A 25288-nucleotide genomic window follows, 5' to 3' on the forward strand; every position below is an offset into this window, starting at 1 on the left:
CCTTACGCTGGCATGATTTTGCAGAGGGTGGCTTTGGTCTCTTGCATCTGAGTGACCGAGTCATAGCCATACGTCTGCGCGGTGTTGGTGCTTTCGCCCAGCACATAGGGGTCCGCACCGTCGGGATATTTGTCCCGCAGGTCCTTACCCTGGAAGTGCCCGCCAAAGTGGAACGGCATGAAGGCAACGCCCTCACCGACCCGTTCTGTCACCATGGCCATCACCTTGACCTTGCCGCCTTCCGGGCCTTCGACCCAGACCTGAGCCCCATCCCGCACGCCGATGTCATTGGCATCGCGCGGGTGGATTTCGACGAACATGTCCTGCTGCAATTCCGCAAGCCATGGGTTTGAACGGGTCTCATCACCGCCGCCCTCATATTCGACCAGACGGCCGGAGGTGAGGATGATCGGATACTCCTTGGAGACGTCGTTCTTCTGGATCGAGGCATACATGGTGGGCAGACGGTAGAATTTCCGATCCTCATAGGTCGGATAATCCGCCACCAGATCCCGCCGGTTGGTGTAGAGCGGCTCGCGGTGCAACGGCACCGGATCCGGGAAGGTCCACACCACGGCACGGGCCTTGGCGTTGCCGAATGGGGCGCAGCCATGCTTGATCGCAACCCGCTGGATACCGCCGGAAAGGTCGGTTTTCCAGTTCACCGAAGCGGTCTTGGTGTTGAAATCAGACGGGAACGGAGACATGGACTGCTCGCCCACTTCTTCGCCTGCGCCCTGATTGCCATTTCCGCTGGTTCCCGCTTCGCCCGCACCATCGAGCTGTACGCCCGCAACGCCTGCGATAACGGTTTTCTCTTCTTGGGTGAGGTCCTTATCCCAGCCCAGATCCACCAGCATCTGCATGGTAAACTCAGGATAGCCGTCCTGAATTTCCGCGCCGGGGTTCGAGACACCCTCGGCCAGCAGATTGTCGCCATCGCGTTCCACCCCGAAACGGGCGCGGAAACACAGGCCACCTTCGGCCACCGGTTTGGACATATCATATAGGTTCGGCGTGCCCGGATGGTTCATCTCGGGTGTGCCCCAGCAGGGCCACGGCAAGCCGTAGAAATCCCCATCCGCCGGGCCGCCCACCGCTTGCAGCGTGGTGCGGTCAAACGTGTGCTGGTTCGCCATATGGAGTTTGATACGCTCCGGGCTTTGCCCCGTGTAGCCCACCGTCCACATACCCTGATTGAACTCGCGGGTGATGCTCTCGATGTTGGGGGTCTCGGCGTCTTCCATCTCGATATTGCGGAAGAGACGATCTGCCCAGCCAAACTTATTGGCGAATTTGGCCATGATCACGTGATCGGGAAGGCTCTCGAACAGAGGCTCCACCACCTGATCGCGCCACTGCAGCGACCGGTTCGACGCCGTCACGGAGCCACGTGTCTCAAACTGAGTACAGGCGGGCAGCAGGTAGACGCCATCGGTGCGGTCATGCAGCACGGCAGAGACGGTCGGATAGGGGTCCACCACGACAAGCATGTCGAGCTTTTCCATCGCCGTCTTCATCTCCGTCATCCGGGTTTGAGAGTTCGGCGCGTGGCCCCAGAGAACCATGGCCCGCACGTTGTTGGGCTGATCTATGTTCTCTTTGTCTTCGAGGATCCCGTCGATCCAACGAGACACCGGAATGCCCGTCAGGTTCATCAGGTTCTTGTCCTTGCCGTCGGCGGATTTGACGGTTTCGAACTGCCCCTTGAGCCAGTCCATGTCCTCGCCCCAGACACGGCCCCAATGGCCCCATGCGCCAGCCGACAGGCCATAATAGCCCGGCAGCGTGTGGCTCAGAACGCCAAGGTCGGTCGCCCCCTGCACGTTGTCGTGACCGCGGAAGATGTTGGTGCCGCCGCCGGAGGTGCCCATGTTGCCGAGTGCAAGCTGCAGGATGCAGTAGGCACGGGTGTTGTTGTTGCCGTTGGTGTGCTGGGTACCACCCATACACCAGATCACGGTGCCGGGACGGTTGTTCACCAAGGTCCGCGCCACGCGCTTGAGCTGGCTGCCGGGGGTGCCGGTCACGCGCTCAACTTCTTCGGGCGTCCATTTTGCGACCTCGTCGCGGATCTGGTCCATACCCCAGACACGGGTGCGGATGAACTCTTTGTCCTCCCAACCGTTTTCAAAGATATGCCACAAGATCCCCCAGACCAGCGCCACGTCTGTACCGGGACGGAAGCGCACATACTCGTCTGCATGGGCCGCCGTGCGGGTAAAGCGCGGATCACAAACGATCAGCGGCGCATTGTTCTGCTCCTTGGCCTTCAGCACGTGCAACAGCGAGATCGGATGCGCCTCGGCAGGGTTGCCGCCGATGATGAAGATCGCCTTGGAGTTATGGATGTCATTGTAGCTGTTGGTCATGGCGCCGTAGCCCCATGTGTTCGCAACACCTGCAACGGTGGTGGAGTGACAGATCCGCGCCTGATGGTCCACGTTGTTCGTGCCCCAGTAGGCGGCGAACTTGCGGAACAGGTAGGCCTGTTCGTTGTTGTGCTTGGCAGAGCCGAGCCAATAAACGCTGTCCGGGCCGCTTTCTTCGCGGATGGACATCATCTGGTCGCCGATCTCGTCGATGGCTTGTTCCCAGCTGATGCGCTTCCACTCACCGCCTTCGCGTTTCATCGGGTACTTGAGGCGCCGCTCACCATGGGCGTGCTCGCGCACCGATGCGCCTTTGGCGCAGTGCGACCCCAAGTTGAAGGGGCTGTCCCAGCCGGGTTCCTGACCGACCCAGACACCGTTTTGCACCTCTGCGATGACGGTACAGCCGACCGAGCAATGGGTGCAGACGGATTTGATTGTTTCCATGGCGCCGGTCGCAGAGGCCGCCGCATTGGCCTGCGTCACCGTTCCACCGGTGGCGCTGATGGCCGCAAGCCCGCCGATGGCGAGGCCGGACCCGCGCAGGAATGCGCGGCGGTCGACAGCTGACTCGCCGACCTTGGACAGGATACTGGTCCGCTGGGGGCGTCGCGCAACCCCGTTGGTCTTTTTCCTAAGCATTTTAAAACCTCCCTTGCTTGCCCCTGAAATCAGAAGCGCGCTGGGTTTATTGAGAAACCTTTGCTCAGTCGGGCGTCACGCAACCAGTCGGCTCAGGCATGAAAGGCATCCGGTCAGAACCGGGTGCTGTCGTAATAGGCGCGGGTATGCGCGGTATCCTGCATCTTGTTCGATGACAGGTCCGGAGTGGCGGCCTCAGCCTCGCCTCCGGTGGTTGCAAGGGCCACCGCCGCTGCGGGCGTGGTGGTTGCAGCCAGTTTCAGAAAGTCGCGGCGGCTTGCGCCATCCTCTTTCCGTGACATGTGGATCCTCCTCCTCTTTCGGTCTTTAGGTCCAGTCGTTCGGGCGTCCGGGCCGCCCTGCCCTGCGCCTGCCTCCTGCGGGCGCATCGTCGTGGATCAGAGAGCTCAGCCCCCCATCCGAAATCCTTCGGTCTCAATTTCCATGAAGGCCCGCCCAACCGCCGCCACTGAGGCATAAAGCACGGAGTTCTTTGCGCCCTCGAGGTCGGCAAAGAAATGCGCGGCCCACGGACCGATGTGTTTGTTGAAAAAGGTTTTCTGCTCTGCAAGCGATGTGGCGGCACCAAACCGGCCCACGATCATCGCCCCCATCATCTCCATCAGGGAGGCGATGTTGTCTTCGGGTTCAAACACATTGGGCGCGCGGCTCAGCCCCCGCGCGCTCATGTCGTTACGCAGCGCTGCCAGAGGCTTTTCATTCAGGAAACCAGTGAGGTAATAGCTTGCATAGGGCAGCAACTCCCCCCGACCCAGACCGATGAACAGCGCGTTGAACTCGCGTTCGGCTCCGGCAGGTTTGGTGCGTTTGGCCACCCGTGCCAGTTGGGTGATCGCCTGCCCCAGCGGCGTCTCATCCCCGGAGAGCCCAGCCGTCTGTTCCAGCAGCATCTCGCTCGGGGGCGCGGCCAGCATCAGGCCAAGGTAGTTGTAGAGATCCGCGCGCAGCCGATCTTCTTCGCTGACCCGCTCTGTGGTCACGGCGGCGTCTGTCATCGGGCTCTCCTGTGTCATATTGTTGCCTCCGCATCCTCGAAGACAAAGCGCATTCGGCGCGATGTCACCTGTGGCGGGGTATCCTCGACCTGCGCATCGCTGTGCGCGACCTCACCTTCTTGCACCACTTCGGCCTCGGTGGAGGCGACTGGCGCAGCGGCGGCTTCGGCGTTATCCTCCGGCGAAATGGTGTCCTCTTGCGCATCAGAGGCTGCAACGTCCGGTGCCACGTCATCGGCGTCTTGTGCTGCCGCTTCACGCTCTGCCTGACGGGCCAGTTCTTCCACATGGGCGGTCATGCCTTTGCCGACCTGATAGGCGGTCTGGATGTTTTCCACCGCCATCGCCGCATCTGTGAAATCCTCACCATAGTCGATCAGCCCGTCGACATTTGCCAGGACCGGGTTGGTGACCCAGAGCCGACGCAATGCACGTGTTTTGAGACGTGCAGGAACGGCTTCGGTGAGAAACGCCTTGAAATCATCCCCCGGCCCGAGCGTATCCGGGTCCGGCAGATCCAACTCGACGAGCAGCTCAGCATCGCTGCGCTCTGCCAGTTCAGCGTCCCGCACCTGCGCTTCGGCCTCCTTCAGCGCGCGGGCCTCTTGCGCCTCTTCCGCCTCGACCGCTGCGCGACGGCGGGACCAGAAATTCTGCGCACTCATTGCAGGCGCTCCTTACGAGCCTTGGCCGGCGCGCGATACACATCCGTCAGTTGCGGAATGCGCGCATCGCCCACGCCGTCCTCCTCCAGATCCACACGCTGGCGGTCGCGACGACGCTTCTTGAACTCTTCTTCCTTGAAATGCGCGAGGGTGAAATCGCGCACCCATGCCACCAGCCCCGCAGGCATCTCGACCTTCTCGACCTGATCCTCGCCGGTGTCGGCATAATCCTGCGCCTCAAACGGCGAGGCCGTGACCAGCGTCACCTCAGGGCGTGCATTCGGCCCCGGTCGCATCACCACGTAAATGCTTGGCGGATTGGCAGTGAGACCTTGCATGTAAGCCTCAGCATCGGCGCGGTGCAATTCAAGCGGCAACGTCGCTGCGTGAAACTCGCAAGCTTCGCCCTCTTCCCGCATCAGGCTCCAGTCGGCATCAGCGGCTCCGGGCAGCACCGCCACCACACGCCACGCCCAACGCGCCCACGGCGTAACCCCCGGCGTGCGCCGGATCACGACCCCAAGCGGCATCACATCCATCTTTGCGTAGTACTGGTCCACGACCCATCCCTGGCTAAGTTGCTGCAATCTTGCCGCAAACCACCCTGCATGCGAAAGCACACAGTGCTATGGGATTGGGCATTTCAGCCCGCCGTGGACAATTTGACTCCCCCACCCCAACCCAAGGACCGGCAGTGGACGAATTGTCCAACCCTATCTTTTTGCTCAGGCATTCGATTTTTTCGATAAATTCCCGAATCACTTCGCCACCGCGCTGGATCCTGCGCCCCTTGCCGCGCTTTACGGTGGTTTACGAATGCCGTGAAACCTGACTAGGATACGCTCCAAACCCGTGATTTCACCACCGAATGCCAGCCCGACGGCCAGCGAGGAAAACATGCCTAAGAACCTGATATTGTGTGATTGTTCCGGATCACAACCACTCGATTCAGAGACCCTTAGCGCAACCACCGGATTGCCGTGCTCAAAGGTGCATTCAAACCTCTGCACAACCCAATCCGATGCCGCAGTCGCAGCCCTTCAGGACCCGGATGCAATTTTTTGTTGCGGCCAGGAAAGCCGCTTTTTCACCGCCCTGGCCGAGGAGTTGGGACAGGATGCCCCGCTGTTTCTCGACCTGCGAGACAGGGCCGGATGGTCCATTGAGGCGCAAAACGCGGGCGATGTACTACCCAAAATGTCCGCATTGGTTGCAGAGACGCAGCTGAACATCCGCCCCGCCAAAAGCGTCGATGTGATCAGCGAAGGTCTGTGCCTGATCGTCGGCACTGCGGATGTGGCGCTGCCTGCCGCCGAGAAGCTACAGGATATCCTTGGTGTTACGGTTCTGCTGACCGATGCGGCCGAGCCGCCGCTCAGCCGCGGGTTCGACGCAATCCGAGGGCAGCTGCGCAGCGCGCGCGGAGCACTCGGCAACTTTGAAGTGACGGTGGACGCGCTGCAATCGCTCGATGTCACCGGGCGCGACTGGACGTGGAGCGCGCCCCGCGACGCAGGCCGCTCCGAGTGCGATGTCATCCTCGACCTGCGCGGCGACGCCCCCCTGTTCCCGGCCCCCGAGAAACGCGAAGGCTACCTGCGCGCAGACCCGAAGTCGCCGGTCGCGGTGGCGGACGCGGTGCTGGCTGCCAGCCAGATGGTCGGCACTTTTGAAAAACCGCTCTACGTGAAGGCGGAGCCGCTGCTTTGCGCTCATTCCCGCGCGCGTCAAACCGGATGCACCCGCTGTCTGGATGCCTGCCCCACCGGTGCGATCACGCCCAATGGCGACAGCGTTGCCATTGATCCGATGATTTGCGCAGGCTGCGGCGCCTGTGCTTCGCTCTGCCCGTCCAGCGCCATCACCTATGATGCGCCCCCGGCTGAGAGCCTGTTCCTGCGTGTTCAAACCCTCGCCAAGGCCTATCTGGCGGCAGGTGGCGACACGCCCCGGCTGCTGGTGGTGGACGCCCATGGTGCCGAGATGATTCGCCTCGCCGCGCGGTTTGACCGTGGCCTCCCCGCAAGCGTCATTCCGCTGGAGGTCGAGGCCTTCAACACCTTTGGCCATGCAGAAATCCTCGCGGCGCGTGCCGCTGGGTTCCGCGAGGTCTGCCTGCTGCCCGGGCCGCGCGCCGATCTTGAGGTTCAAACGCGCGAGGTTGATCTCGCCAATGCGATTTCCGCTGATGCCGCGCGCCTGCTGCACGCGGCAGAACCCGAGGCGCTGTGTGATGCGCTCTACGAGACCCGCGATCTGCCCGCAGCCCCCGCGACAGTCCAGCGCCCCATGGGCACCCGCCGCCAGATCACCCGACAGGCCGCATTGGCCCTGAACGCCGCTGACACAGAATTGCCGTTGCCAGAGGGTGTGCCCTATGGCGCGGTGCTGGTCGATCAGGATGCCTGTACCCTGTGCCTGTCCTGCGTGTCACTCTGCCCGTCGGGGGCGTTGGGGGACAACCCGGACCTGCCGCAGCTGCGCTTTCAGGAAGATGCCTGCCTGCAATGCGGTCTCTGCGCCAATGTCTGCCCGGAGGATGCCATCACCTACGAGCCGCGCCTGAACCTTGCCGCCTCGGCGCTGGATCAGGTGGTTTTGAATGAAGAAGAGCCCTTTGCCTGCATCGAATGTGGCAGCCTCTTTGGAGTCAAATCCACCGTCGAGCGGATCATGGAAAAGCTTGCGGGCAATCATGCGATGTTTGCCAACCCGGATGCCGCCAAGATGATCCAGATGTGCGATGACTGCCGCGTGAACGCGCAGTTCCACCAAAAGGATTCCCCCTTCGCGGGCAAGGAACGTCCCCGCGTGCGCACCACTGAGGATTATCTCAGCACGCGGCGCGACCATTGACGCGAACTTGCGCCACTGAGCCCTTTAAACCCGCGCGCGTAGCAGGCACCATACAGGCGCGTGACCTGACCAGGCCAACCACCAGACCAACCAAGGAGTAGACCCGCGTGTCCATCACCCGCGACGCCGTCCTCGACGCCCTGAAGACCCTGAAAGACCCCGTGAGCGGCAGCGATATCGTCGCCGCAGGCATCGTCCGCGCCCTCACCATTGAGGGCAGCAATGTGCGGTTTGTGCTGGAAATTGACCCGGCCAAATCCGAGGCCTACGCGCCGGTGCGCGATCAGGCCGAGGCACTGGTGAGCAACCTCGCCGGGGTTGAGAAAGTCTCGGCCCTGATGACGGCGCATAGCACCAAAGCCCCGCCGGATCTCAAACCCAACAAACCCGCAGAGCCGCAAGGCCCGCAAAAGATCCCCGGCATCGCAAAGATCATCGCGGTCGCCTCGGGCAAGGGCGGCGTCGGGAAATCCACCGTTTCGGCCAACCTTGCCTGTGCCCTCGCGCAGGCTGGCAAACGCGTAGGCCTCTTGGATGCGGATGTCTACGGCCCCTCGCAACCGCGCATGCTCGGTGTCTCTGGCCGCCCGGCCAGTCCCGACGGCAAAACCATCCTGCCACTGCGGAATCACGGCGTCACCATGATGTCGATCGGTCTGATGACCAATGACGATCAGGCCGTGGTCTGGCGCGGCCCGATGCTGATGGGCGCGCTGCAACAGATGATGATGCAGGTGCAATGGGGGGCACTCGATGTGCTGATCGTGGACCTGCCGCCGGGCACCGGCGACGTGCAGATGACACTGGCGCAAAAGGCGCAGGTGGACGGGGCGATTGTGGTCTCCACCCCGCAGGATGTGGCCCTGATTGATGCCCGAAAAGGAATTGATATGTTCCACAAGCTGAACGTGCCGATCCTCGGCCTCATTGAGAACATGTCGACCCACATCTGTTCCAACTGCGGCCATGAGGAGCATATCTTTGGCCATGGCGGCGTTGCGGCAGAGGCTGAGAAACTGAACGTACCACTCTTGGCAGAGGTGCCCTTGCATTTGGATGTGCGTTTGGCGGCGGATGGCGGCGCGCCCATCGTGGTCTCCAAACCCGACAGCACACAGGCTCGTGCCTTTCAGGACATCGCCGCAGCCCTCGTGGAGCGCGGCGTCGTATGAGCGAGACTGTCACCTTCCCTCCTCTGATGACGGGCGAGGCCGCAGGTTCGGGACAGGACCCGTTTGATCTCGCCTGCCAGAAGGCCGAGCTGGGCGTCGATGCCGGGCTTGTGGTCTATGACCTCGGCACTGACGTCTTGCGCGCCGCACTGGTGCTCGCGCCCGAAGTGCCGCTGGCCAAGGCCATGGCGATGCTGCCCGTTTGCGGCCTGGGCTTTCAGAACGCCCTTGGCGCGCTGGCCCCGCCCGAAGTTGCCGTGCATCTGGACTGGGACGGTGGTTTGTTGATCAATGGCGCGCGATGCGGAAGCCTTCGCATCGCGGCCAGTACCGATGCACCCGACGCCCAGCCGGACTGGCTGGTTGTGGGCTTGGACCTGCCGCTCTGGCCTGCGGGCGACGGGGGTGACACACCGGATCAAACCGCGCTCTATGCCGAAGGCTGCGCCGATGTGGCTGCACCGCGCCTGCTGGAAAGCTGGACCCGCCACTGCCTGCATTGGATCAACCGGTGGGACGAAGGCGAACTCAAAGCGCTTCATACAGAATGGCGCGGGCTTGCGCATGGCATCGGCGAAGACCGCCAGCAAGCCGGGCTGAGCGGGACCTTCCTTGGCGTCGATGAGGATTTCGGCATGCTCCTGCGCGACGACACAACAACCCATCTGATCCCGCTCACCACTGTTCTGGTGCAGGACTGACAGGAGAAAGACGCGATGAAACTGGCCCGTGCCATTCATTTTGACGAAAGCGACATGAACGTCTTTGCCAGCCCCGCCCGTACCGGGGAATGGTGTATTTCCGGCGGGTTTGAGTTCTCCAACTGGAGCGAGGGCGACCTTGTTGGCAAGCAGCGTCAGGCCTTTGCCAATGGCTGGATGGGGCTGGAGACCGCGGGTCGGGTGACATTCGTCGCCGTGACCCAGATCGAGGCCGAAGAAGTCACCACACTGATCGAACAGCTCGCCCGGCATTTCATGGAGATCTATGGCGCGCCGGATATGGCAAGCGCCCGCCCCGTGGCCGAAGCCGAGATCGACCATATGGCAGAGCTTTGCGAGGATCACGCTCCCAACACACTGCTGACAGTGGCGCGAGACCTAACCGAGGCTGGCGTGCGCGAGAGTTTCCGCGTGATCGAAGCCCAATCCGCGGGGCTAGAGCAATTCGCCATCCATGTGACGGACGACTGAACCACGGTGTCACCGGCGATCACCAAACGCGATAACGCATTAAGGTTTCCGCATCTATTGCGCAGTAGCTTTGCGCCAACCACGTTTGTTTAGGACATCTTTCATGCTGAAATCTATCGCTGCGGCGCTCGCCTTGTCTCTGATGGGCGGCCTCGCACAGGCCTCGACGCTGTTCCTTGAGGCCGGCAACTGGGCAGCGGTCTACAAGGGCAACACCTGCCACGTCTATACGCTCTCCTCCGCGCGTGACACCTCCGGCTATCTGGAGTTCACGTTCGAAAACAACGGTCTGAATGCCACCTTCGACTATATCTACACGCCTTACGGCCCTGAAGAGGTCGAGGCCCCCTGGGATGAGGCTGCGGATAGTGTGACGCTCTATCTGGGGGATGAGCCGGTGTGGTTTGGTGACGAGATGTTTTTCTACACCGCACCGGGCTTCACCTATGGTGCGAGCCTGACACCGGGCTTCATCTCTGAATTGATCGGCGCCATGCTCGCCACCAAGGGCGATTTTGGATTTGCGGTGGATCGCGCAGCCGAAGGTGAAACCTGGCTCTACGGTGGTTTTTCCCTCTCCGGGCTGGATCAGGCCTTGGCCAAAGCGGGCGAGATGTGCCAATTCGACCCGCGCGCCCTGCCGCAATCCTGACGGGCGCGCGCCTTGGTTCAACTGGGTGGCTCCTTTGGGCCCACCGTCAGAGACAGCCGCGCGGGATGACCTCGGTCCACTCGCGCGTCAGCACCACCTCTTCGCCCTCATAGGCTTTGATCCCGCGCCAGAGGGTGAAATTCTCGGTGTCGCAATGCATCGAACTGTCGGTCTCGATCCGCACGCCCCAGTCCTCCTGATCGCCTTCGCCATCGCGGCCAAAGTTGAAGACCCAAGCACAGTCAAACCGCGCGCTGGCCGGATCATCGGGGTGGATCGCATAGCGCATCCGCACGTTACTGGCGACACGCTGGCCATGGGTCAGATCCTGCGCCGCGCCATAGCTGTCAAAGCTCTCCAGCACATGGGTCCCGTCCGCTTCAACACGTGTCTCGGCCTCGCCCCAGGGTTTTCCCAACACCTCGGCCTGATACTTCGGGTAGTCACGCGCCGCGCCCGGAGCCTGGGCCTCAATCTCAACCTCGACGCGGCGCTCCGGCAGGATCAGCGCGCACCCGTCCAGATGTAGCATGATCTCGGCAGCCTCCGGCGCGGGCCAGACAATCGGCCAATAGGAGGTCGACAGCGCCAGCCGCAATTGATGCCCCGCCAGCACCCGATGCGCGCATTCATTCAGCTCAAACTCCACCTCGTAGCGCTTACCCGGCTCCAGCCGCGTTGCCACCTCATGGCTGTCGTCATGGCACAGGTTGCGGGGGCGATAGGTGATGCGCTGCGACTGCCCAGAGGGTGCCACATCGCACAACCGCGCCACCACCTGCGCGACGGGTTTGTCGACACTGAAGGCCAGCCGCACCCGCGGACGGCCCAGGATCTCCATCGGGGCGAGCAGCGCGGTGCTGTCAAAACAGGTCGAGGCCCGATCATCCACGCTCTGGTCGCCGGGACGTTCATTGTCGATCCGGATACCGGGGCAGAAATAGCCGCCCGCCTGCCCAACGGTCGCAGGGCTTTGTACCCTCGCCGTACCCGCCTGCGGCTCGGGTGCAAATCCCCCCTCGGCCAGCGGCCAAACCATGTCCGCGACATTGGGCGAGGGCCACTGCGCTTCGGCCACCCAACGGCCGTTCTGTGGCAGGTTTTTCGGGCTTGGCGCGGTAAACTCCTGCATAAAGACCCGGTAGTCGGGCAAGGCCTCTGCCCCGGCGTCCTCCCCTTTGAGGTATTGATCAAACCAGCGCAGCACCTCGCCATGAAAATCCGCCGCCTCAATCTGAGAGATATGGGCATAGCGGTGTTCCCACGGCCCCATCAAGGCCTTGGCCGGAGCGCCGGTCATCTTTGCAGCCAGCGCAGGCGGAGCGTTCACATAGGCATCGGCCCAGCCGGTGATTGCCAGCACCGGCGCCTCGATCGCGGACCAGTCTTCACAGACCGATCCATGTTTCCAGAACGCATCCCGCGTCTGATGGCGCAGCCAATCCGCCGCCATAAAGGGCAGATCATTGATCCGACCCAACCATTCCGCGCGCCAATCCGGGCGCAGTTTCGGATCCAGAGGCCGGGTCATATAGGCGAACATCTGGCTCGCCCAGTTCTTGTTATCGCTGAGCAGGCAGCCCCCCATATAGTGGATATCGTCAGCATAGCGATCCACGGTGGAGGCCACTGAAACCACCGCTTTCAGGGCCTCCGGTCGGCGATAGGCCATTTGCAAGCCATTGAACCCGCCCCAGGAAATCCCGATCATCCCGACCTTGCCCGTCGACCAGGGCTGCTGCGCGATCCATTCCAGCACTGCCTCACCATCCGAGAGTTCCTGCTCGGAGTATTCGTCATCAAAGCGCCCGTCGCTGTCACCGGAGCCGGCGATATCCACCCGCACACAGGCATAGCCATTGGCAGCAAACACCGGATGCGTGGTGGCGTCGCGTGGGGCTGTGCCATCGCGTTTGCGGTAGGGCAGATATTCAAGGATCGCCGGAAACGGGCCTGCGCCCGCAGGCTGCCACATCCGCGCCGCGAGTCTGCGCCCATCGGGCAGCGGAATCCACAGATGTTCGGTCACGGTGATGGGAGTCTGCGCGGACATGTCGGCCTCGTTTCGTTATGCGTTTGGGCAGAGTGTGCGCGAAATCCGGACAGCGCGAAACTGCGCACTTGTACGCGGGATGATGCAGATGTACGCACAGTCGCGTCACATCACGAAAGCTCGGACCATGCGCACGGCCTTCAGTCAGAATTTACGGTTTCTCTGCGCCGAGGCCCCCTCGATCGCGCAGATCTGCCGCGAGATCGGCCTCAACCGGCAACAGTTCAACCGCTACCTTTCGGGAGCCGGACTGCCCTCGGCGCATAACCTGCGCCGCATCGCGCGTCATTTCGACGTAGGTGAGGCCGATCTTTTTACGGATCCCGATCACTTCGCAGCCGCGCGTCACCCGACCACCGCACCCAAGCTCCCCGCGCCGCTCTTGCATATCGGCACGGGCTTTGCCGATCAGGCCCGCCCCCTGCGCCGGTTTCTCGGCACCTATCATGGGTATTTTTGCACGCCCACATGGCCCGGACAGGTGCTGCGCTCGCTGATCCATCTCAAAGAGGTCGATGGCTATGTGGTAAGCCACACATTTGAGCGCGCCCACGCAAGTGACGGCAGTATCCGGCAGCGCAGCACCTATCTGGGGCTGGTTGCAGAACGCGGCGGACGGTTGTGTCTGACAGAGCGCCCCCGCAACTCCGTCGGCGCTCTCTCAGAGACGATATTGATGCCGGAACACCCGCATCAAATCTCTTATCTGCAAGGGCTGGTGGTGGGGGTCTCTGCCGGGGCCAACCGCCGCCCGTTTTCCACCCGCACGGTCTGGGTGCGGCTTGAGGAAAAACGCACTGCGCGCGAGGCTCTTGCTGATGTCGGTGCCCTGCCAAAGGATAGCCCGCGCCTCGACCCCAAGGTGCGGCGTCTGCTGGGCGATGAGGTGCCTTTAAGTGTGACGCTCGACGCCTATCCGCCCAGTTAGTCTGTCTTGCGCGGCAACACGGGCGCCGAGCGATCAAGCGCCAGTTCCGCATCCGAAAACACCCAAGGTCCCCGCACGCCCGGCACGCCTTCGGGCGCGATTTGCATCTGTCGATGTTTGATCTGCGCGTCGTCGAACGCCTGCCCGATGGTGTTGATCGGCCCCGCCGGAACGGTCGCGGCCTCCAATGCGGCAAGCAGATCCGCCTGGCTCCACTGTGCCAGCGCCGCCGCCAGCATCGGCGTCAGATCACCCCGGTTTGCGACCCGCAGCTGGTTGGTGAGAAAACGGGGATCATCCTTGAGACCTCCAAGGTTCAGCACATCGCACAGCCGCGTGAACTGACTGTCATTGCCGACCGCAAGGATCACATGCCCGTCGCGCACCGCCATCACCTGATAGGGCGCGATATTGGGGTGTTCATTGCCCATACGGGTGGGGCTGTTGCCCGTCACCAGATAGTTCATATTCTGGTTCGCCAGCATGGCCGTGGCACAATCCAGCAGGGACATATCGATATGCTGTCCCCGTCCGGTCCGGTGCCTCTGCTCGACTGCGGCCAGAATGCCGATGCTGCCGTATAGCCCCGTCACCACATCCGTGATCGCGACGCCCACCTTTTGCGGCTCACCCTCCGCTGCACCAGTGATCGACATCAGCCCCGACATGCCTTGCAGCAGGAAATCATAGCCCGCGCGGCTGGCATAAGGCCCATCCTGCCCAAACCCCGTGACCGAGCAATAAATGAGCCGCGGGTTCACCTCAGCGAGGCTTTCGTAATCGAGGCCATATTTCGCCAGTCCGCCGACTTTGAAGTTCTCGATCAGGATATCTGCGCCCGCAACCAGATCGCGGACCTTGGCCTGCCCCTCTGGCGTGCGAAAATCTGCGGTGACACATGTTTTGCCCCGGTTGGCGGCATAGTAATAGGCCGCGGTCTTGTCTCCGTCCCGCTCCACAAAGGGCGGCCCCCAGCGACGTGTGTCATCGCCTTCGGGGCTTTCGACCTTCACCACCTCCGCACCCAGATCCGCCAAGGCTTGTCCAATCCACGGACCGGCGAGAATACGGGCGAGTTCCACCACCTTGAGACCTTGAAGCGGAGTCATGCTGAAATGTCCTTTGCAAGTTAAACACTTGGTCCTGTGCATAGCCGACCCGATCGCCAAAGGCCAATCCCATTGCGCAGAGACTACAAGACACGCCCGCCAGAGAGCACCCGCAGCGCACCGCAGGTGCGCTGCCGGGCCCAACGGGTTTGACGGCATTTTCAATGCAGGCAAACCGGGCGGGAGCGTCCCCGCTTTCTTGATTTGCCTATTTTACTGGCAAATCAGCTTGTTTCGCTCAAAATATCAACACAGCGATAGGCCGCCTCCCTTACAGACTGCGCTCCTGATAGCGCCACGCCCTCCGCCCTCGCAAAGTTGGTGAGGACGCACAGATACACGCCGCTATCTTATTTGCAGTGTCTCAGGGCGGTATTCAGGGAGAGCGCGATCACGCATATCGCACATATCACGCCCGGGTCTCACAACCCGATCACGGCTGCCCCGGAACAGCAGCCCCGCGCCATGGGTCACGCGCATGTCGGCAGCAAGTTGCGTCCTGACGGCACGGTCGCATTGGATACGCTGCATCAGTCCGGAGCGCTCAAACTGCTGTTTCCCACGGGCAGGCAGACGCTGGAAGCCGTGGCCGTGAACACCGCAGGCGGCATTACCGGTGGCGACCGGTTTTCCCTGAGCGCCAAGGCCGGAGAGGATAGCCAGTTGACCCTCACCACCCAAGCCGCCGAACGCGCCTATCGCGCGCAACCCGGACAGACCGGGCAGATGACCACACACCTGAGCGTCGCCGCGCGTGCCCGCCTCAATTGGTTGCCACAGGAAACCATCCTCTTTCAGCGCAGCGATTTCACCCGGAGTTTGCACGCCGATCTGGCCGAGGACGCACGACTCTTGCTGGTGGAGCCGCTGGTGTTTGGGCGCGCCGCAATGGGCGAGGCGCTTACATCCGTCCGGTTTCGCGATCACATCCAGATCCGGCGCGCGGGACAGCTTATTTATCGCGATGCAATCCACCTGCAAGGCGATCTGGCCGCGCAGCTTAACAGTCCGGGCGTTGCGGGCGTCCTGTCGGCCCGCTGCAGTGCGATGGCGACCCTCCTGCTGGCTGCACCAGAAGCAGAGGCCACGCTGGGGTGGCTGCGCACTCACCTGCCGGACGGTAACGACGCCCTCGGCGGCGCCTCGCTCCTCGCCCCCGATCTACTGCATATGCGGCTCTTGGCGGTGGATAGTTTTGTCCTGCGCCAGAGCCTTCTGCCCCTTCTTGACAGGCTGACCGAGGGTGGCCTGCCCCGTTGCTGGAGACTTTGACCATGAAAGCGCCACATCGATGAACCTGACCCCGAGAGAAAAGGACAAACTTCTGGTCGCCATGGCCGCAGAGGTCGCGCGCAAGCGGCTCGCCCGCGGGGTCAAACTCAACCACCCCGAGGCGATCGCGCTGATCACCGATGCCGTGGTCGAGGGCGCACGCGATGGCCGCTCCGTCGCAGAGATGATGCAGGCCGGGGCCGAAGTCATCACCCGCGCAGACTGCATGGCGGGCGTGCCCGAGATGATCCACGAGGTTCAGGTCGAGGCCACCTTTCCCGACGGCACCAAACTGGTGACCGTGCATAACCCCATTCGCTGACTGATCGCTTTCCAAGGACTGACCGACATGAAATCCCGTATTGCTCTTTCCCTCGCTGCCCTGCTGACCGCCAGCCCTGCCTTTGCGCATCTGGACCCGGCCGGGCATGGATCCTTCGCCGCTGGTGCCAGCCATCCGGTGTTCGGCCCGGATCATATCCTCGCCATGGTGGCGGTGGGCCTATGGGCCGTTGTGCAGGCGCGCCGCACGGGTGAGACCCGCGCACTCTGGCTGCTGCCGACCGCCTTTGTGGGCATGATGACGCTCGGGTTCCTTTTCGCCATGCGCGGCGTGGGCCTGCCCTTGGTCGAGCCGATGATTCTCGCCTCTGTCATGGTGCTGGGCGGTATGGCTGCGCTGGCCCTCCGGATGCCGCTTGCGGGAGCGGCGGCGATCACCGGGATTTTTGCGCTGTTTCACGGCCATGCCCACGGTGCGGAAATCGGTGCGGCCGAGGCCCTGCCGTATCTGGCAGGCTTTGCGCTCTCCACGGCTCTGCTGCACGCCGCCGGTGTTGCCGGTGGGCTGACCTTGGCGCAGCGCAGCGCCACCCTTCCCCGCGTCCTTGGGGCCTGCGTCGTTCTTGCAGGCACCGCGCTTGGGCTCGCGGGCTGAGGAGCGCTTCACATGATCCCCGGAGAGATGTTCCCCGCCAGTGGCGAATTGACCCTGAATCACGGAGCCGAGGCCCTCACCTTGATGGTTGCCAACACCGGCGACCGCCCGGTTCAGGTGGGCAGCCACTACCATTTTGCCGAAGCCAACCCGGCGTTAGAGTTTGACCGCTCCGCCGCCCGTGGCCTGCGTCTGGACATTGCCGCAGGCACCGCCGTGCGGTTTGAGCCCGGTCAGCGCCGCGAAGTGCAACTGATCCCGATTGGGGGTGCACGCCGGGTCTATGGGTTCAATGCTCAGGTGATGGGGGAGTTGTGATGGACGCGCTGAGGGCCGCGACCGAGCCTGGGTGGGCGCTGCTGCCTTCGATACTGAACGAGCCCTCACGCCCCAGTGCAGCGAGTTCGCCTGCCTCCACGATGCCAATGCGCCCTCCCTGGGGGAGGGTCGGATGCGGCCAGGTCTATCGTCCGGGCCGGTCATTTCGAGATCTCGACTTACCGATCTGCCTCGACAAGCAGGATCAGAAAAAGCTGAATATAGACACGAAAAGGCGCTCCTTGACGAAGGGTGCGCCGCATCGGCTCAGGAGCCTCGCAATCTTCACACATCACAAACTTCCCAAAGGCACGAGACACAGAACACCCGGTTCTCTGCCGTACGTTGACAAGAAAAACACCGCTATAACAGCAGGATAAACCCGACATGCCCGCCAAAATCTCCCGCTCTGACTATGCCGCCATGTATGGCCCCACCACCGGAGACCGCGTGCGGTTGGCCGATACTGACCTGATCATCGAGGTGGAGCGCGACCTCACCGGACCTTATGGCGAGGAGGTCAAATTCGGCGGCGGCAAGGTGATCCGTGACGGGATGGGGCAGGCACAGACCACACGCGCGGCGGGCGCGGTTGATACTGTGATCACCAATGCGCTGGTCCTTGATTGGACCGGCATCTACAAGGCCGACATCGGCCTGAAGGATGGGCGCATCCATGCCATCGGCAAAGCCGGAAACCCCGACACCCAGCCCAATGTAACCATTATCGTTGGCCCCGGCACCGAGGTGATCGCGGGCGAAGGGCGCATCCTCACGGCGGGCGGGTTTGACAGCCACATCCATTATATCTGCCCACAACAGATCGAGGATGCACTGCACTCTGGCCTCACCACCATGCTAGGCGGAGGCATCGGGCCAGCGCATGGCACTTTGGCCACCACCTGTACTCCCGGTGCCTGGCACCTTGGTCGTATGATGCAGGCCGCAGATGCGTTTCCGATGAACCTCGCCTTTGCTGGCAAAGGGAATGCCTCGCTGCCGGCTGCCATCGAGGAACAGGTGAATGCGGGCGCCTGCGCGTTGAAGCTGCACGAGGACTGGGGCACCACCCCCGCCGCCATCGACTGCTGCCTCGGTGTTGCCGATGCGATGGATGTGCAGGTGATGATCCACACCGATACGCTCAATGAATCGGGTTTTGTCGAACATACCGTAAAGGCCATGAAAGGCCGCACGATCCATGCCTTTCACACCGAAGGCGCAGGCGGTGGCCATGCCCCCGATATCATCAAGATCTGCGGCGAGGAGCATGTGCTGCCGTCCTCGACCAACCCGACGCGGCCCTTCACTGTGAACACACTCGAAGAACACCTCGACATGCTGATGGTGTGTCACCACCTCGACAAATCCATCCCCGAAGATGTGGCCTTTGCTGAAAGCCGCATTCGCCGTGAAACCATCGCGGCCGAGGACATCCTGCACGATATGGGGGCGTTCTCGATCATCGCGTCGGACAGTCAGGCGATGGGGCGCGTCGGCGAGGTGATCATCCGCACATGGCAGACCGCCGATAAGATGAAGAAACAGCGCGGGCGGCTTTCGGATGAGGTCGGCGAGAACGACAATTTCCGCGTTCGCCGCTATGTGGCGAAATACACCATCAACCCGGCGATTGCGCATGGTATCTCGCATGAGATTGGCTCGATCGAGGTTGGCAAACGGGCCGATCTGGTGCTGTGGAACCCGGCGTTCTTTGGCGTGAAGCCGGAGATGGTGCTGATGGGGGGCACAATTGTTTGTGCCCAGATGGGCGATCCCAACGCCTCGATCCCGACGCCGCAACCGGTCTATTCCCGGCCCATGTGGGGGGCCTATGGTCGCTCGGTGGAACACTCCGCCGTGACATTCGTGTCAGAGGCGGCGCAGGCGGCTGGCATTCGGGACCAACTTGGCCTGGCAAAGCAAACGCTCGCCGTGAAGGGAACGCGGGGGATCGGTAAATCCGCGCTGAAGCTCAACGATGCGACGCCACATATCGAGGTCCACCCGGAAACCTATGAAGTGCGCGCAGACGGTGAATTGCTGACCTGTCAGCCAGCGGCGGAGCTGCCCATGGCGCAGCGGTATTTCCTGTTCTGAAGCGCACCCCAGCTGCGACCAAGAAATGGTCGCGCGGCGGCTCCCTTGGCCAAAACACGGCGAAAAATCGATCAAAGGCCCCATCATCATGCCGAAATATTCAGCAAAATCAGAATCTTCACCCCTTGCCTTGTCACAGACGCATGGCGGGAATGCGTCAACACTACCTACCTATTTGCTGCACCGCAGCTATATTGGTGTCACGGGAGAGACATTCTTGAACACAGGAGCACATCCCCATGGCATACGCATCGAACGCTCAAACACGCGCCCCCTTCAATCCGCTGGGCCTGATCGCAGGCTTTTTCCGCGCGATTGGCAACGGTCTGGTTCACCTCGCAGAATCCAACCATCGTGTGAACCGCGCCCGCACTTTGATGGCGCTGTCCGACGAGGAATTGGCAAAGCGCGGCCTGAAGCGCGACGACGTTGTAAAACATGTCTTCTCGGACATCATGTACGTCTGAGCCTCTGCGCGCAGAGTTATCTGAAAACGACCACAGCGGGGGGCCTGTCATGAGCGCCCCCCGGCTGACCGCCCGCCACTACCACGGGCACCCGCATGACCAGAGCCCGCGCGACCGCGTGGTGCTCGACTATGACGCCCGTTTTCTGCGTCGCAAGGTGCTGACCTGCGACAGCGGTGAGCGCCTGCTGGTTGATCTGCCCAATACGACTTCGCTCGATCATGGCGGCGTTCTTCTGCTGGAGGGCGGCGGCGAGGTGCTTGTGGTCGCAGCCTCTGAGCCGCTGCTGGAGGTCACCGCAGAGCACCTACCAAGAATCGCCTGGCACATCGGCAACCGCCACACCCCCTGCCAGATCGAAGACACCCGCCTGCTGATCCAGCGAGATCATGTGATCCGGGCGATGCTCGACCACCTCGGTGCCACTGTGCGCGAGGTTGATGAGCCGTTTACCCCGGAAGGCGGCGCATATGGCCACGGGCGCACCCATGCGCATGAACATGGGCATACGCATCATCACGGCCACGCCGATCACGACCACAGCCATGAGCACTGAGGCCACGCTTTTGTTGATGCAATGGCTGTCGCCTGCCTATCCGGTGGGGGCTTTTGCCTATTCACACGGGCTGGAGTGTGCGGTGGCAGAGGGGCACGTCAGAGATGGCAACGAGTTGTCCCGGTGGCTTACCGACCTTCTGACCCATGGGGGCGCACGCTCTGATGCGGTGCTGCTGTCCTGTGCCTATCGGGCAGAGACGGCGGCGGACCTGTCCGAGATCGACGCCACCGCCCGCGCGTTTTGCTCCACGGGCGAGCGCCTGCAAGAAACCGACCTGCAAGGTGCTGCGTTTTGCCGAACCACAGCCGCCACCTGGGGCAATGACCTTGCGCGGCTCACCTATCCGGTGGCGGTGGGATGTGCCGCGCGGCAACATGACATCCCGCTGGATCTCACCGTGCAGATGTATGTGCATGCGTTTCTCGCAAACCTCATCGCCGCTGGCCAAAGACTTCTGGCGCTCGGTCAGACAGACGCGCAGCAGCGCCTCTCCGCTCTCTCGCCGCAATTGCGTGACACAGCCGGAGCCGCCTTGTCCTGCACGCTAGACGATCTCTTTGGTGCAAGTTTTGCCGCAGACATCGCATCCATGCGCCATGAAACCCAATATTCAAGGATCTTCCGCTCATGACCTCGAAGACCACTTCGCACAATGGCCCGCTTCGCGTTGGGATCGGAGGCCCCGTGGGTGCAGGTAAAACAACCCTGACGGCGCAGCTTGCTCGCGCGCTGAAGGATCATCACTCCATCGGTGTGATCACCAATGATATCTACACACAGGAGGACGCCGAGGCATTAATGCGGCAGCAAATCCTGCCGCAGGACCGTGTGATTGGCGTCGAAACCGGAGGCTGTCCGCATACGGCGATCCGCGAGGATGCTTCGATCAACCTCGCGGCCGTGGCCGAGATGCAAAAGCGCCACCCGGAGGTCGAGATCGTGCTGATCGAGAGCGGTGGAGACAACCTCTCTGCGACGTTTTCACCGGAACTGGCGGATGTGACGCTTTATGTGATCGACGTCGCAGCGGGCGAGGAAATCCCCCGCAAGGGCGGCCCCGCCATCACCCGGTCCGATCTGTTGATCATCAACAAGACCGATCTGGCACCACATGTGGGGGCATCTCTTGAGGTGATGGAACGCGACGCCACCCGGATGCGCCGGGGGCTGCCATTTGTCTTTACTGCGATGCGCCACGGAGACGGGGTCGAGGCGGTCTTGCATCATCTCTTTGAGATTGGTGGCATCGACTCGGGCGCGCTCGTCCCACCCAAACCGTGAGTACGCCGCCCGGGTAAAACCCGTTGCGACGTCTCACGAGGTAACTCAGATGCGCTTGGCGCACTCAAACGACACAGTAACGATCAAAGGATCTGAGTGTCCAGCGCTTGCGTCAGTTCCACGCCGTGTGCCTTATCGGCACAAAATCCGCCGTCTGCATAAGTTTTGGTCAGGCTAACGCCAACAATCAGCACAGCCAGGGCAAAGGTTTTAATGTGTTGGATCATATCGGTATCCTCTGGCGATAAGGGCGATCAATTGCCCTTTCTGCGAATAAGGTAACGCGATCTGAAAACGCGCAATATGAAGCGCTTCACACAAGTTGCAAAAAACTGCCCAGTCGTCTTGGTCCATCTCTAACGGCGTGCCATACAGATCGCGACGCAAACACGCTAAAGCAGAGTTTTGCAGCGCCAGCGCGCCTGTGACATTCCCTTGGACACTGCCGGCATGTTGCAAGAGTGTGAAATTTTAGAAATAGAACTGGCATTGTTAGCGCTAACTTGGCATATAGGCCGCGAAACGGATCCCGCGCGCGGTCGCCGGTCGCGCAGCCATCCCGATGCGATCCACGAGGAGCCGACTTGATGAGTGACATTTGGCAGCAACTCTCTGCCCACCGGGCCACAACCGAGACCACACCGCTGACCGATCTCTTTGCAAAAGATGCCGATCGGTTTGAGCGATACTCGGTCTCTGTCGACGATCTGTTGTTGGACTACTCCAAGACCGCGCTTGATGACACCGCGCGCGCGTTGCTGATACAACTGGCGGAGGGCGCGGACCTTGCGTCAAAGATTGATGCATTGATGTCGGGCGAGAAGATCAACACGACAGAGGGCCGCGCGGTGCTGCACACCGCCCTGCGCGCCCCGGCCGATGCGGTGATCGAGGTGGACGGCGAAAACGTGGTGCCCAGCATTCAGAACGTGCTGGCGCGGATGGGTGAGTTTGCAACTGCCCTGCGCGATGGCACCTATGCCACCAAAACCGGCAAGGCGTTTACAGATGTGGTGAATATCGGCATCGGCGGCTCTGACCTTGGTCCCGTGATGGCGACATTGGCGCTCGCGCCCTATCACGACGGGCCTGCGTGCCATTTTGTCTCCAATGTGGACGGCGCGCATATTCATGATGTGTTGGCGGGGTTGAACCCTGAGACCACATTGATCGTGATCGCCTCAAAAACCTTCACCACCATCGAGACGATGACCAACGCCCAGACCGCCATCACATGGCTACAAGGCACGCTTGGCGAAGATGTCTCGGCGCATCTGGCGGCGGTATCGACTGCGTTGGACAAGACCGCCGCGATGGGCATTCCCAACGCCCGTGTCTTTGGCTTTGCCGACTGGGTGGGCGGGCGCTATTCCATGTGGGGGCCGATTGGTCTGCCAATCATGATCGCCGTGGGGCCAAAGGCATTCCGCGCGTTCCTTGATGGCGCGGCGGCGATGGATGAGCATTTCCGCAATGCGCCACTGTCTGAAAACCTGCCCGTGCTTCTGGGGCTGATCGGTGTCTGGCACAACAATATTTGCGGCTATGCTTCGCGCGCGGTGCTGCCCTACGATCAGCGGCTCTCCCGCCTGCCGGCCTATTTGCAGCAGCTCGATATGGAGAGTAACGGCAAATCCGTCGCGCTGGATGGCACCCCCCTGCCCCGCGCCTCTGGTCCCGTTGTGTGGGGCGAGCCGGGCACCAACGGTCAGCATGCGTTTTATCAGTTGCTCCATCAGGGCACGCAGGTTGTCCCCACCGAGTTCCTGATCGCCGCCACAGGTCACGAGTTCGATCTGGCCCATCAGCACAACCTCTTGAAGGCCAATTGCCTCGCCCAGTCCGAGGCGCTGATGCTGGGGCGGTCCTGGGAAGAGGCGCGCGAGATCGCTGAAAAACGTGGCTTTAGCGGCGTTGACGCTGACCGGATGGCCGGGCATCTCAGCTTTCCCGGCAACCGTCCCTCGGTGACCATTGCCTATCCCAAACTGACGCCTTTCGTGTTTGGCCAGATCGTTGCGCTATATGAACACCGTGTGTTCACCGAAGGCGTGATCTGGGGGATCAACTCCTTTGACCAATGGGGCGTCGAGTTGGGCAAGGAATTGGCGACCCGCCTCCTGCCGATGGTCGAAGGGGCAGATGCATCCCCAAAAGATGCCTCCACCCGTGGCCTGCTGGCCAAGCTTTCAACCTGACCCGCCAACCAAGAGGAAGACAATTATGGTATCCCGCGTCATCCCCGTAGACAGTTTCGACTTCGTCTTGTTCGGCGCCACCGGCGACCTTGCACGGCGCAAGATCCTGCCGAGCCTGTTCCACCGGTTCCAGATCGGCCAGTTCGACGACACCAGCCGCATCATCGGGGCGTCACGCTCCAAGATGGATCAGGGCGAGTTCCAGACCCTCGTGGGCGATGCGCTGAAGGAATTCGGCGACATCCCCGCCGATGCGGAGCCCGATGTGGAGCGGTTTCTGGCGCTGCTGGACTATGCCTCCGTCGATGCCAAAGGAGATGGCGGCTGGTCCGACCTCGGCAGCAAACTGCGCAATGGCGTGGTGCGGGCGTTTTACCTCTCGGTTGCGCCTTCGCTCTTTGGTGACATTGCCGGGCGGCTCAAATCCACAGGCATTGCGGACGACCTAAGCCGCATCGTGGTGGAAAAACCCTTTGGTCACGATCTGGCCTCGGCTCAGGCGCTGAACGCGGCCCTGCGCGAGCACTTTGAAGAAAGCCAGATCTACCGGATCGACCACTACCTTGGCAAAGAAACGGTGCAAAACCTGATGGCGCTGCGCTTTGCCAACTCCCTCTTTGAGCCGCAGTGGAACTCGCACCACATCGACCATGTGCAGATCACCGTCTCCGAGAGCATCTCTGTGGCGGGGCGTGGTGAATACTACGACAAATCCGGCGCGATGCGGGATATGGTGCAAAACCACCTGATGCAGCTTTTGTGTCTCACCGCGATGGAGCCGCCCTCGACCTTTGAGCCCAATGCTGTGCGCAATGAGAAACTCAAGGTCATCGAAAGCCTTGAGCCAGTTCCTGCGGATGACATCGTACGTGGCCAGTATCGCGCCAAGGCGGGAGGAGATGGCTATCTCGATCACGCAGGTGACCCGCATTCGCGCACCGAGAGCTTTGTTGCGATGAAGGTCGAGGTCGCGAACTGGCGATGGGCGGGCACACCGTTTTATCTGCGCACCGGCAAATGCCTGCGCGAGCGGGTGTCGGAAATCGCCGTCTACTTCCGCAAGCCGCCGCATAATATCTTTGGCGAGGACAACGCCATTGATGGCAATATGCTGGTTATTCGCCTGCAACCGGACGAGGGCATCACGCTCAAGACCACCATCAAGGACCCCGGCCCCGGCGGTATGCGCCTGACCTCTGCCGATCTGGACATGACCTTTGCCGACAGTCTGCCCGAGGCCGGTCGCCCGCAGGACGCCTATGAGCGCCTGATCATGGATGTGATCCGCGGCAACCAGACCCTGTTCATGCGTGGTGACGAGGTCGAGGCCGCCTGGACTTGGGCCGATCCCATCATCAACGCGTGGGATAATTCGACCCGCACGCCACAACCCTACGATCAGGGCGGCTCCGGTCCCGAAGACGCGCTTTTGCTGCTGCACCGTGACGGTCGCCGCTGGCGCGCTATCGGCGCCTGACCCTGTTGTAAGATCTGAAAA

Annotated in this window: 25 protein-coding genes; 17 read left to right on the plus strand and 8 right to left on the minus strand. The window is 61.9% G+C overall.

Features of this window, described 5'->3' with window-relative positions:
• Positions 1 to 2 precede the first annotated feature (2 nt).
• The 5 genes from UB90_RS03000 to UB90_RS03020 form a co-directional block, all read right to left on the minus strand.
• Positions 3 to 3014, minus strand: coding sequence for a formate dehydrogenase subunit alpha (locus tag UB90_RS03000; protein WP_065324824.1), 3012 nt, complete (start codon positions 3012 to 3014; stop codon positions 3 to 5).
• Positions 3015 to 3127: 113 nt separating this feature from the next.
• Positions 3128 to 3316 carry a twin-arginine translocation signal domain-containing protein gene (locus tag UB90_RS03005; RefSeq protein WP_005674136.1) on the minus strand — a complete coding sequence of 63 codons (189 nt, stop codon included), beginning with the start codon at positions 3314 to 3316 and terminating at the stop codon, positions 3128 to 3130.
• A 105-nt stretch (positions 3317 to 3421) separates the two neighbouring features.
• Positions 3422 to 4030 carry a TorD/DmsD family molecular chaperone gene (locus tag UB90_RS03010; RefSeq protein ID WP_005674138.1) on the minus strand — a complete coding sequence of 203 codons (609 nt, stop codon included), beginning with the start codon at positions 4028 to 4030 and terminating at the stop codon, positions 3422 to 3424.
• 14 nt (positions 4031 to 4044) lie between these two features.
• Positions 4045 to 4695 (minus strand): DUF3306 domain-containing protein, encoded by a 651-nt coding sequence (locus UB90_RS03015; protein ID WP_065324825.1) that lies wholly within the window; start codon positions 4693 to 4695, stop codon positions 4045 to 4047.
• Positions 4692 to 5225: a DUF3305 domain-containing protein gene (locus UB90_RS03020; RefSeq protein ID WP_039982912.1), complete on the minus strand. Its 534-nt coding sequence runs from the start codon at positions 5223 to 5225 to the stop codon at positions 4692 to 4694. The genes UB90_RS03015 and UB90_RS03020 overlap by 4 nt, the downstream gene beginning before the upstream one ends.
• Positions 5226 to 5592: 367 nt before the next feature.
• Between UB90_RS03020 and UB90_RS03025 the strand changes: the two genes are divergently transcribed.
• The 5 genes from UB90_RS03025 (at position 5593) to UB90_RS03045 (ending at position 10568) form a co-directional block, all read left to right on the plus strand.
• A complete protein-coding gene (locus UB90_RS03025) occupies positions 5593 to 7551 on the plus strand; it encodes a 4Fe-4S binding protein (protein ID WP_065324826.1) in 1959 nt (652 codons plus the stop codon).
• 107 nt (positions 7552 to 7658) lie between these two features.
• Entirely contained in the window at positions 7659 to 8723 is a 1065-nt protein-coding gene (gene apbC, locus UB90_RS03030) for an iron-sulfur cluster carrier protein ApbC (protein WP_065324827.1), read from the plus strand.
• Positions 8720 to 9424, plus strand: coding sequence for a biotin/lipoate--protein ligase family protein (locus tag UB90_RS03035; protein WP_065324828.1), 705 nt, complete (start codon positions 8720 to 8722; stop codon positions 9422 to 9424). Before apbC ends, UB90_RS03035 begins: the two co-directional genes overlap by 4 nt.
• 15 nt (positions 9425 to 9439) lie before the next feature.
• The gene (locus UB90_RS03040; protein WP_005670680.1) at positions 9440 to 9916 is read left to right on the plus strand and encodes a DUF6505 family protein; all 477 of its coding nucleotides are present in this window, start codon (positions 9440 to 9442) and stop codon (positions 9914 to 9916) included.
• A gap of 103 nt (positions 9917 to 10019) precedes the next feature.
• On the plus strand, positions 10020 to 10568 hold the full coding sequence (locus UB90_RS03045) for a hypothetical protein (protein WP_065324829.1): 549 nt from the start codon (positions 10020 to 10022) through the stop codon (positions 10566 to 10568).
• 46 nt (positions 10569 to 10614) lie between these two features.
• On the opposite strand, the gene UB90_RS03050 is transcribed toward UB90_RS03045, so the two are convergent.
• Positions 10615 to 12621, minus strand: coding sequence for a CocE/NonD family hydrolase (locus tag UB90_RS03050; RefSeq protein WP_065324830.1), 2007 nt, complete (start codon positions 12619 to 12621; stop codon positions 10615 to 10617).
• A gap of 88 nt (positions 12622 to 12709) precedes the next feature.
• On the opposite strand from UB90_RS03050, the gene UB90_RS03055 reads away from it, so the two are divergent.
• Positions 12710 to 13549 carry a helix-turn-helix transcriptional regulator gene (locus tag UB90_RS03055; protein WP_227512113.1) on the plus strand — a complete coding sequence of 280 codons (840 nt, stop codon included), beginning with the start codon at positions 12710 to 12712 and terminating at the stop codon, positions 13547 to 13549.
• On the opposite strand, the gene UB90_RS03060 is transcribed toward UB90_RS03055, so the two are convergent.
• Positions 13546 to 14658: a CaiB/BaiF CoA transferase family protein gene (locus UB90_RS03060; RefSeq protein ID WP_065324831.1), complete on the minus strand. Its 1113-nt coding sequence runs from the start codon at positions 14656 to 14658 to the stop codon at positions 13546 to 13548. The two genes, UB90_RS03055 and UB90_RS03060, sit on opposite strands and share 4 nt — an antisense overlap.
• Positions 14659 to 15123: 465 nt before the next feature.
• Between UB90_RS03060 and UB90_RS03065 the strand changes: the two genes are divergently transcribed.
• The 9 genes from UB90_RS03065 to ureG all read left to right on the plus strand — a co-directional run bounded on the left by UB90_RS03065 (position 15124) and on the right by ureG (position 21592).
• Positions 15124 to 15930, plus strand: a complete 807-nt coding sequence (locus tag UB90_RS03065; protein WP_065324832.1) for an urease accessory protein UreD — start codon at positions 15124 to 15126, stop codon at positions 15928 to 15930.
• A gap of 19 nt (positions 15931 to 15949) precedes the next feature.
• Positions 15950 to 16252 carry an urease subunit gamma gene (locus UB90_RS03070; RefSeq protein WP_065324833.1) on the plus strand — a complete coding sequence of 101 codons (303 nt, stop codon included), beginning with the start codon at positions 15950 to 15952 and terminating at the stop codon, positions 16250 to 16252.
• A gap of 27 nt (positions 16253 to 16279) precedes the next feature.
• Positions 16280 to 16867: a HupE/UreJ family protein gene (locus tag UB90_RS03075; RefSeq protein ID WP_065324834.1), complete on the plus strand. Its 588-nt coding sequence runs from the start codon at positions 16280 to 16282 to the stop codon at positions 16865 to 16867.
• A 12-nt stretch (positions 16868 to 16879) separates the two neighbouring features.
• Entirely contained in the window at positions 16880 to 17185 is a 306-nt protein-coding gene (locus tag UB90_RS03080) for an urease subunit beta (RefSeq protein WP_009177145.1), read from the plus strand.
• A 387-nt stretch (positions 17186 to 17572) separates the two neighbouring features.
• The gene (ureC, locus tag UB90_RS03085; protein WP_065324835.1) at positions 17573 to 19285 is read left to right on the plus strand and encodes an urease subunit alpha; all 1713 of its coding nucleotides are present in this window, start codon (positions 17573 to 17575) and stop codon (positions 19283 to 19285) included.
• 239 nt (positions 19286 to 19524) lie between these two features.
• Complete coding sequence (locus UB90_RS03090; RefSeq protein WP_005615377.1) at positions 19525 to 19752, plus strand: hypothetical protein; 228 nt, start codon at positions 19525 to 19527, stop codon at positions 19750 to 19752.
• A 49-nt stretch (positions 19753 to 19801) separates the two neighbouring features.
• Positions 19802 to 20308 carry an urease accessory protein UreE gene (ureE, locus tag UB90_RS03095; protein ID WP_065324836.1) on the plus strand — a complete coding sequence of 169 codons (507 nt, stop codon included), beginning with the start codon at positions 19802 to 19804 and terminating at the stop codon, positions 20306 to 20308.
• A complete protein-coding gene (locus UB90_RS03100) occupies positions 20298 to 20942 on the plus strand; it encodes an urease accessory protein UreF (protein WP_065324837.1) in 645 nt (214 codons plus the stop codon). Before ureE ends, UB90_RS03100 begins: the two co-directional genes overlap by 11 nt.
• A complete protein-coding gene (ureG, locus tag UB90_RS03105) occupies positions 20939 to 21592 on the plus strand; it encodes an urease accessory protein UreG (RefSeq protein ID WP_065324838.1) in 654 nt (217 codons plus the stop codon). The genes UB90_RS03100 and ureG overlap by 4 nt, the downstream gene beginning before the upstream one ends.
• An 83-nt stretch (positions 21593 to 21675) precedes the next feature.
• Here the strand turns inward: ureG and UB90_RS22790 are convergent, their stop codons facing one another.
• The gene (locus tag UB90_RS22790; RefSeq protein WP_009176862.1) at positions 21676 to 21819 is read right to left on the minus strand and encodes a hypothetical protein; all 144 of its coding nucleotides are present in this window, start codon (positions 21817 to 21819) and stop codon (positions 21676 to 21678) included.
• A 360-nt stretch (positions 21820 to 22179) separates the two neighbouring features.
• On the opposite strand from UB90_RS22790, the gene pgi reads away from it, so the two are divergent.
• Together pgi and zwf are read left to right on the plus strand one after the other, a co-directional pair.
• Positions 22180 to 23790, plus strand: coding sequence for a glucose-6-phosphate isomerase (gene pgi / locus UB90_RS03110; RefSeq protein ID WP_065324839.1), 1611 nt, complete (start codon positions 22180 to 22182; stop codon positions 23788 to 23790).
• Positions 23791 to 23815: 25 nt separating this feature from the next.
• Positions 23816 to 25267 (plus strand): glucose-6-phosphate dehydrogenase, encoded by a 1452-nt coding sequence (gene zwf / locus UB90_RS03115; RefSeq protein ID WP_065324840.1) that lies wholly within the window; start codon positions 23816 to 23818, stop codon positions 25265 to 25267.
• Positions 25268 to 25288 lie beyond the last annotated feature (21 nt).

The organism is Tritonibacter mobilis (assembly GCF_001681715.1).
Lineage (GTDB): Bacteria > Pseudomonadota > Alphaproteobacteria > Rhodobacterales > Rhodobacteraceae > Epibacterium > Epibacterium mobile.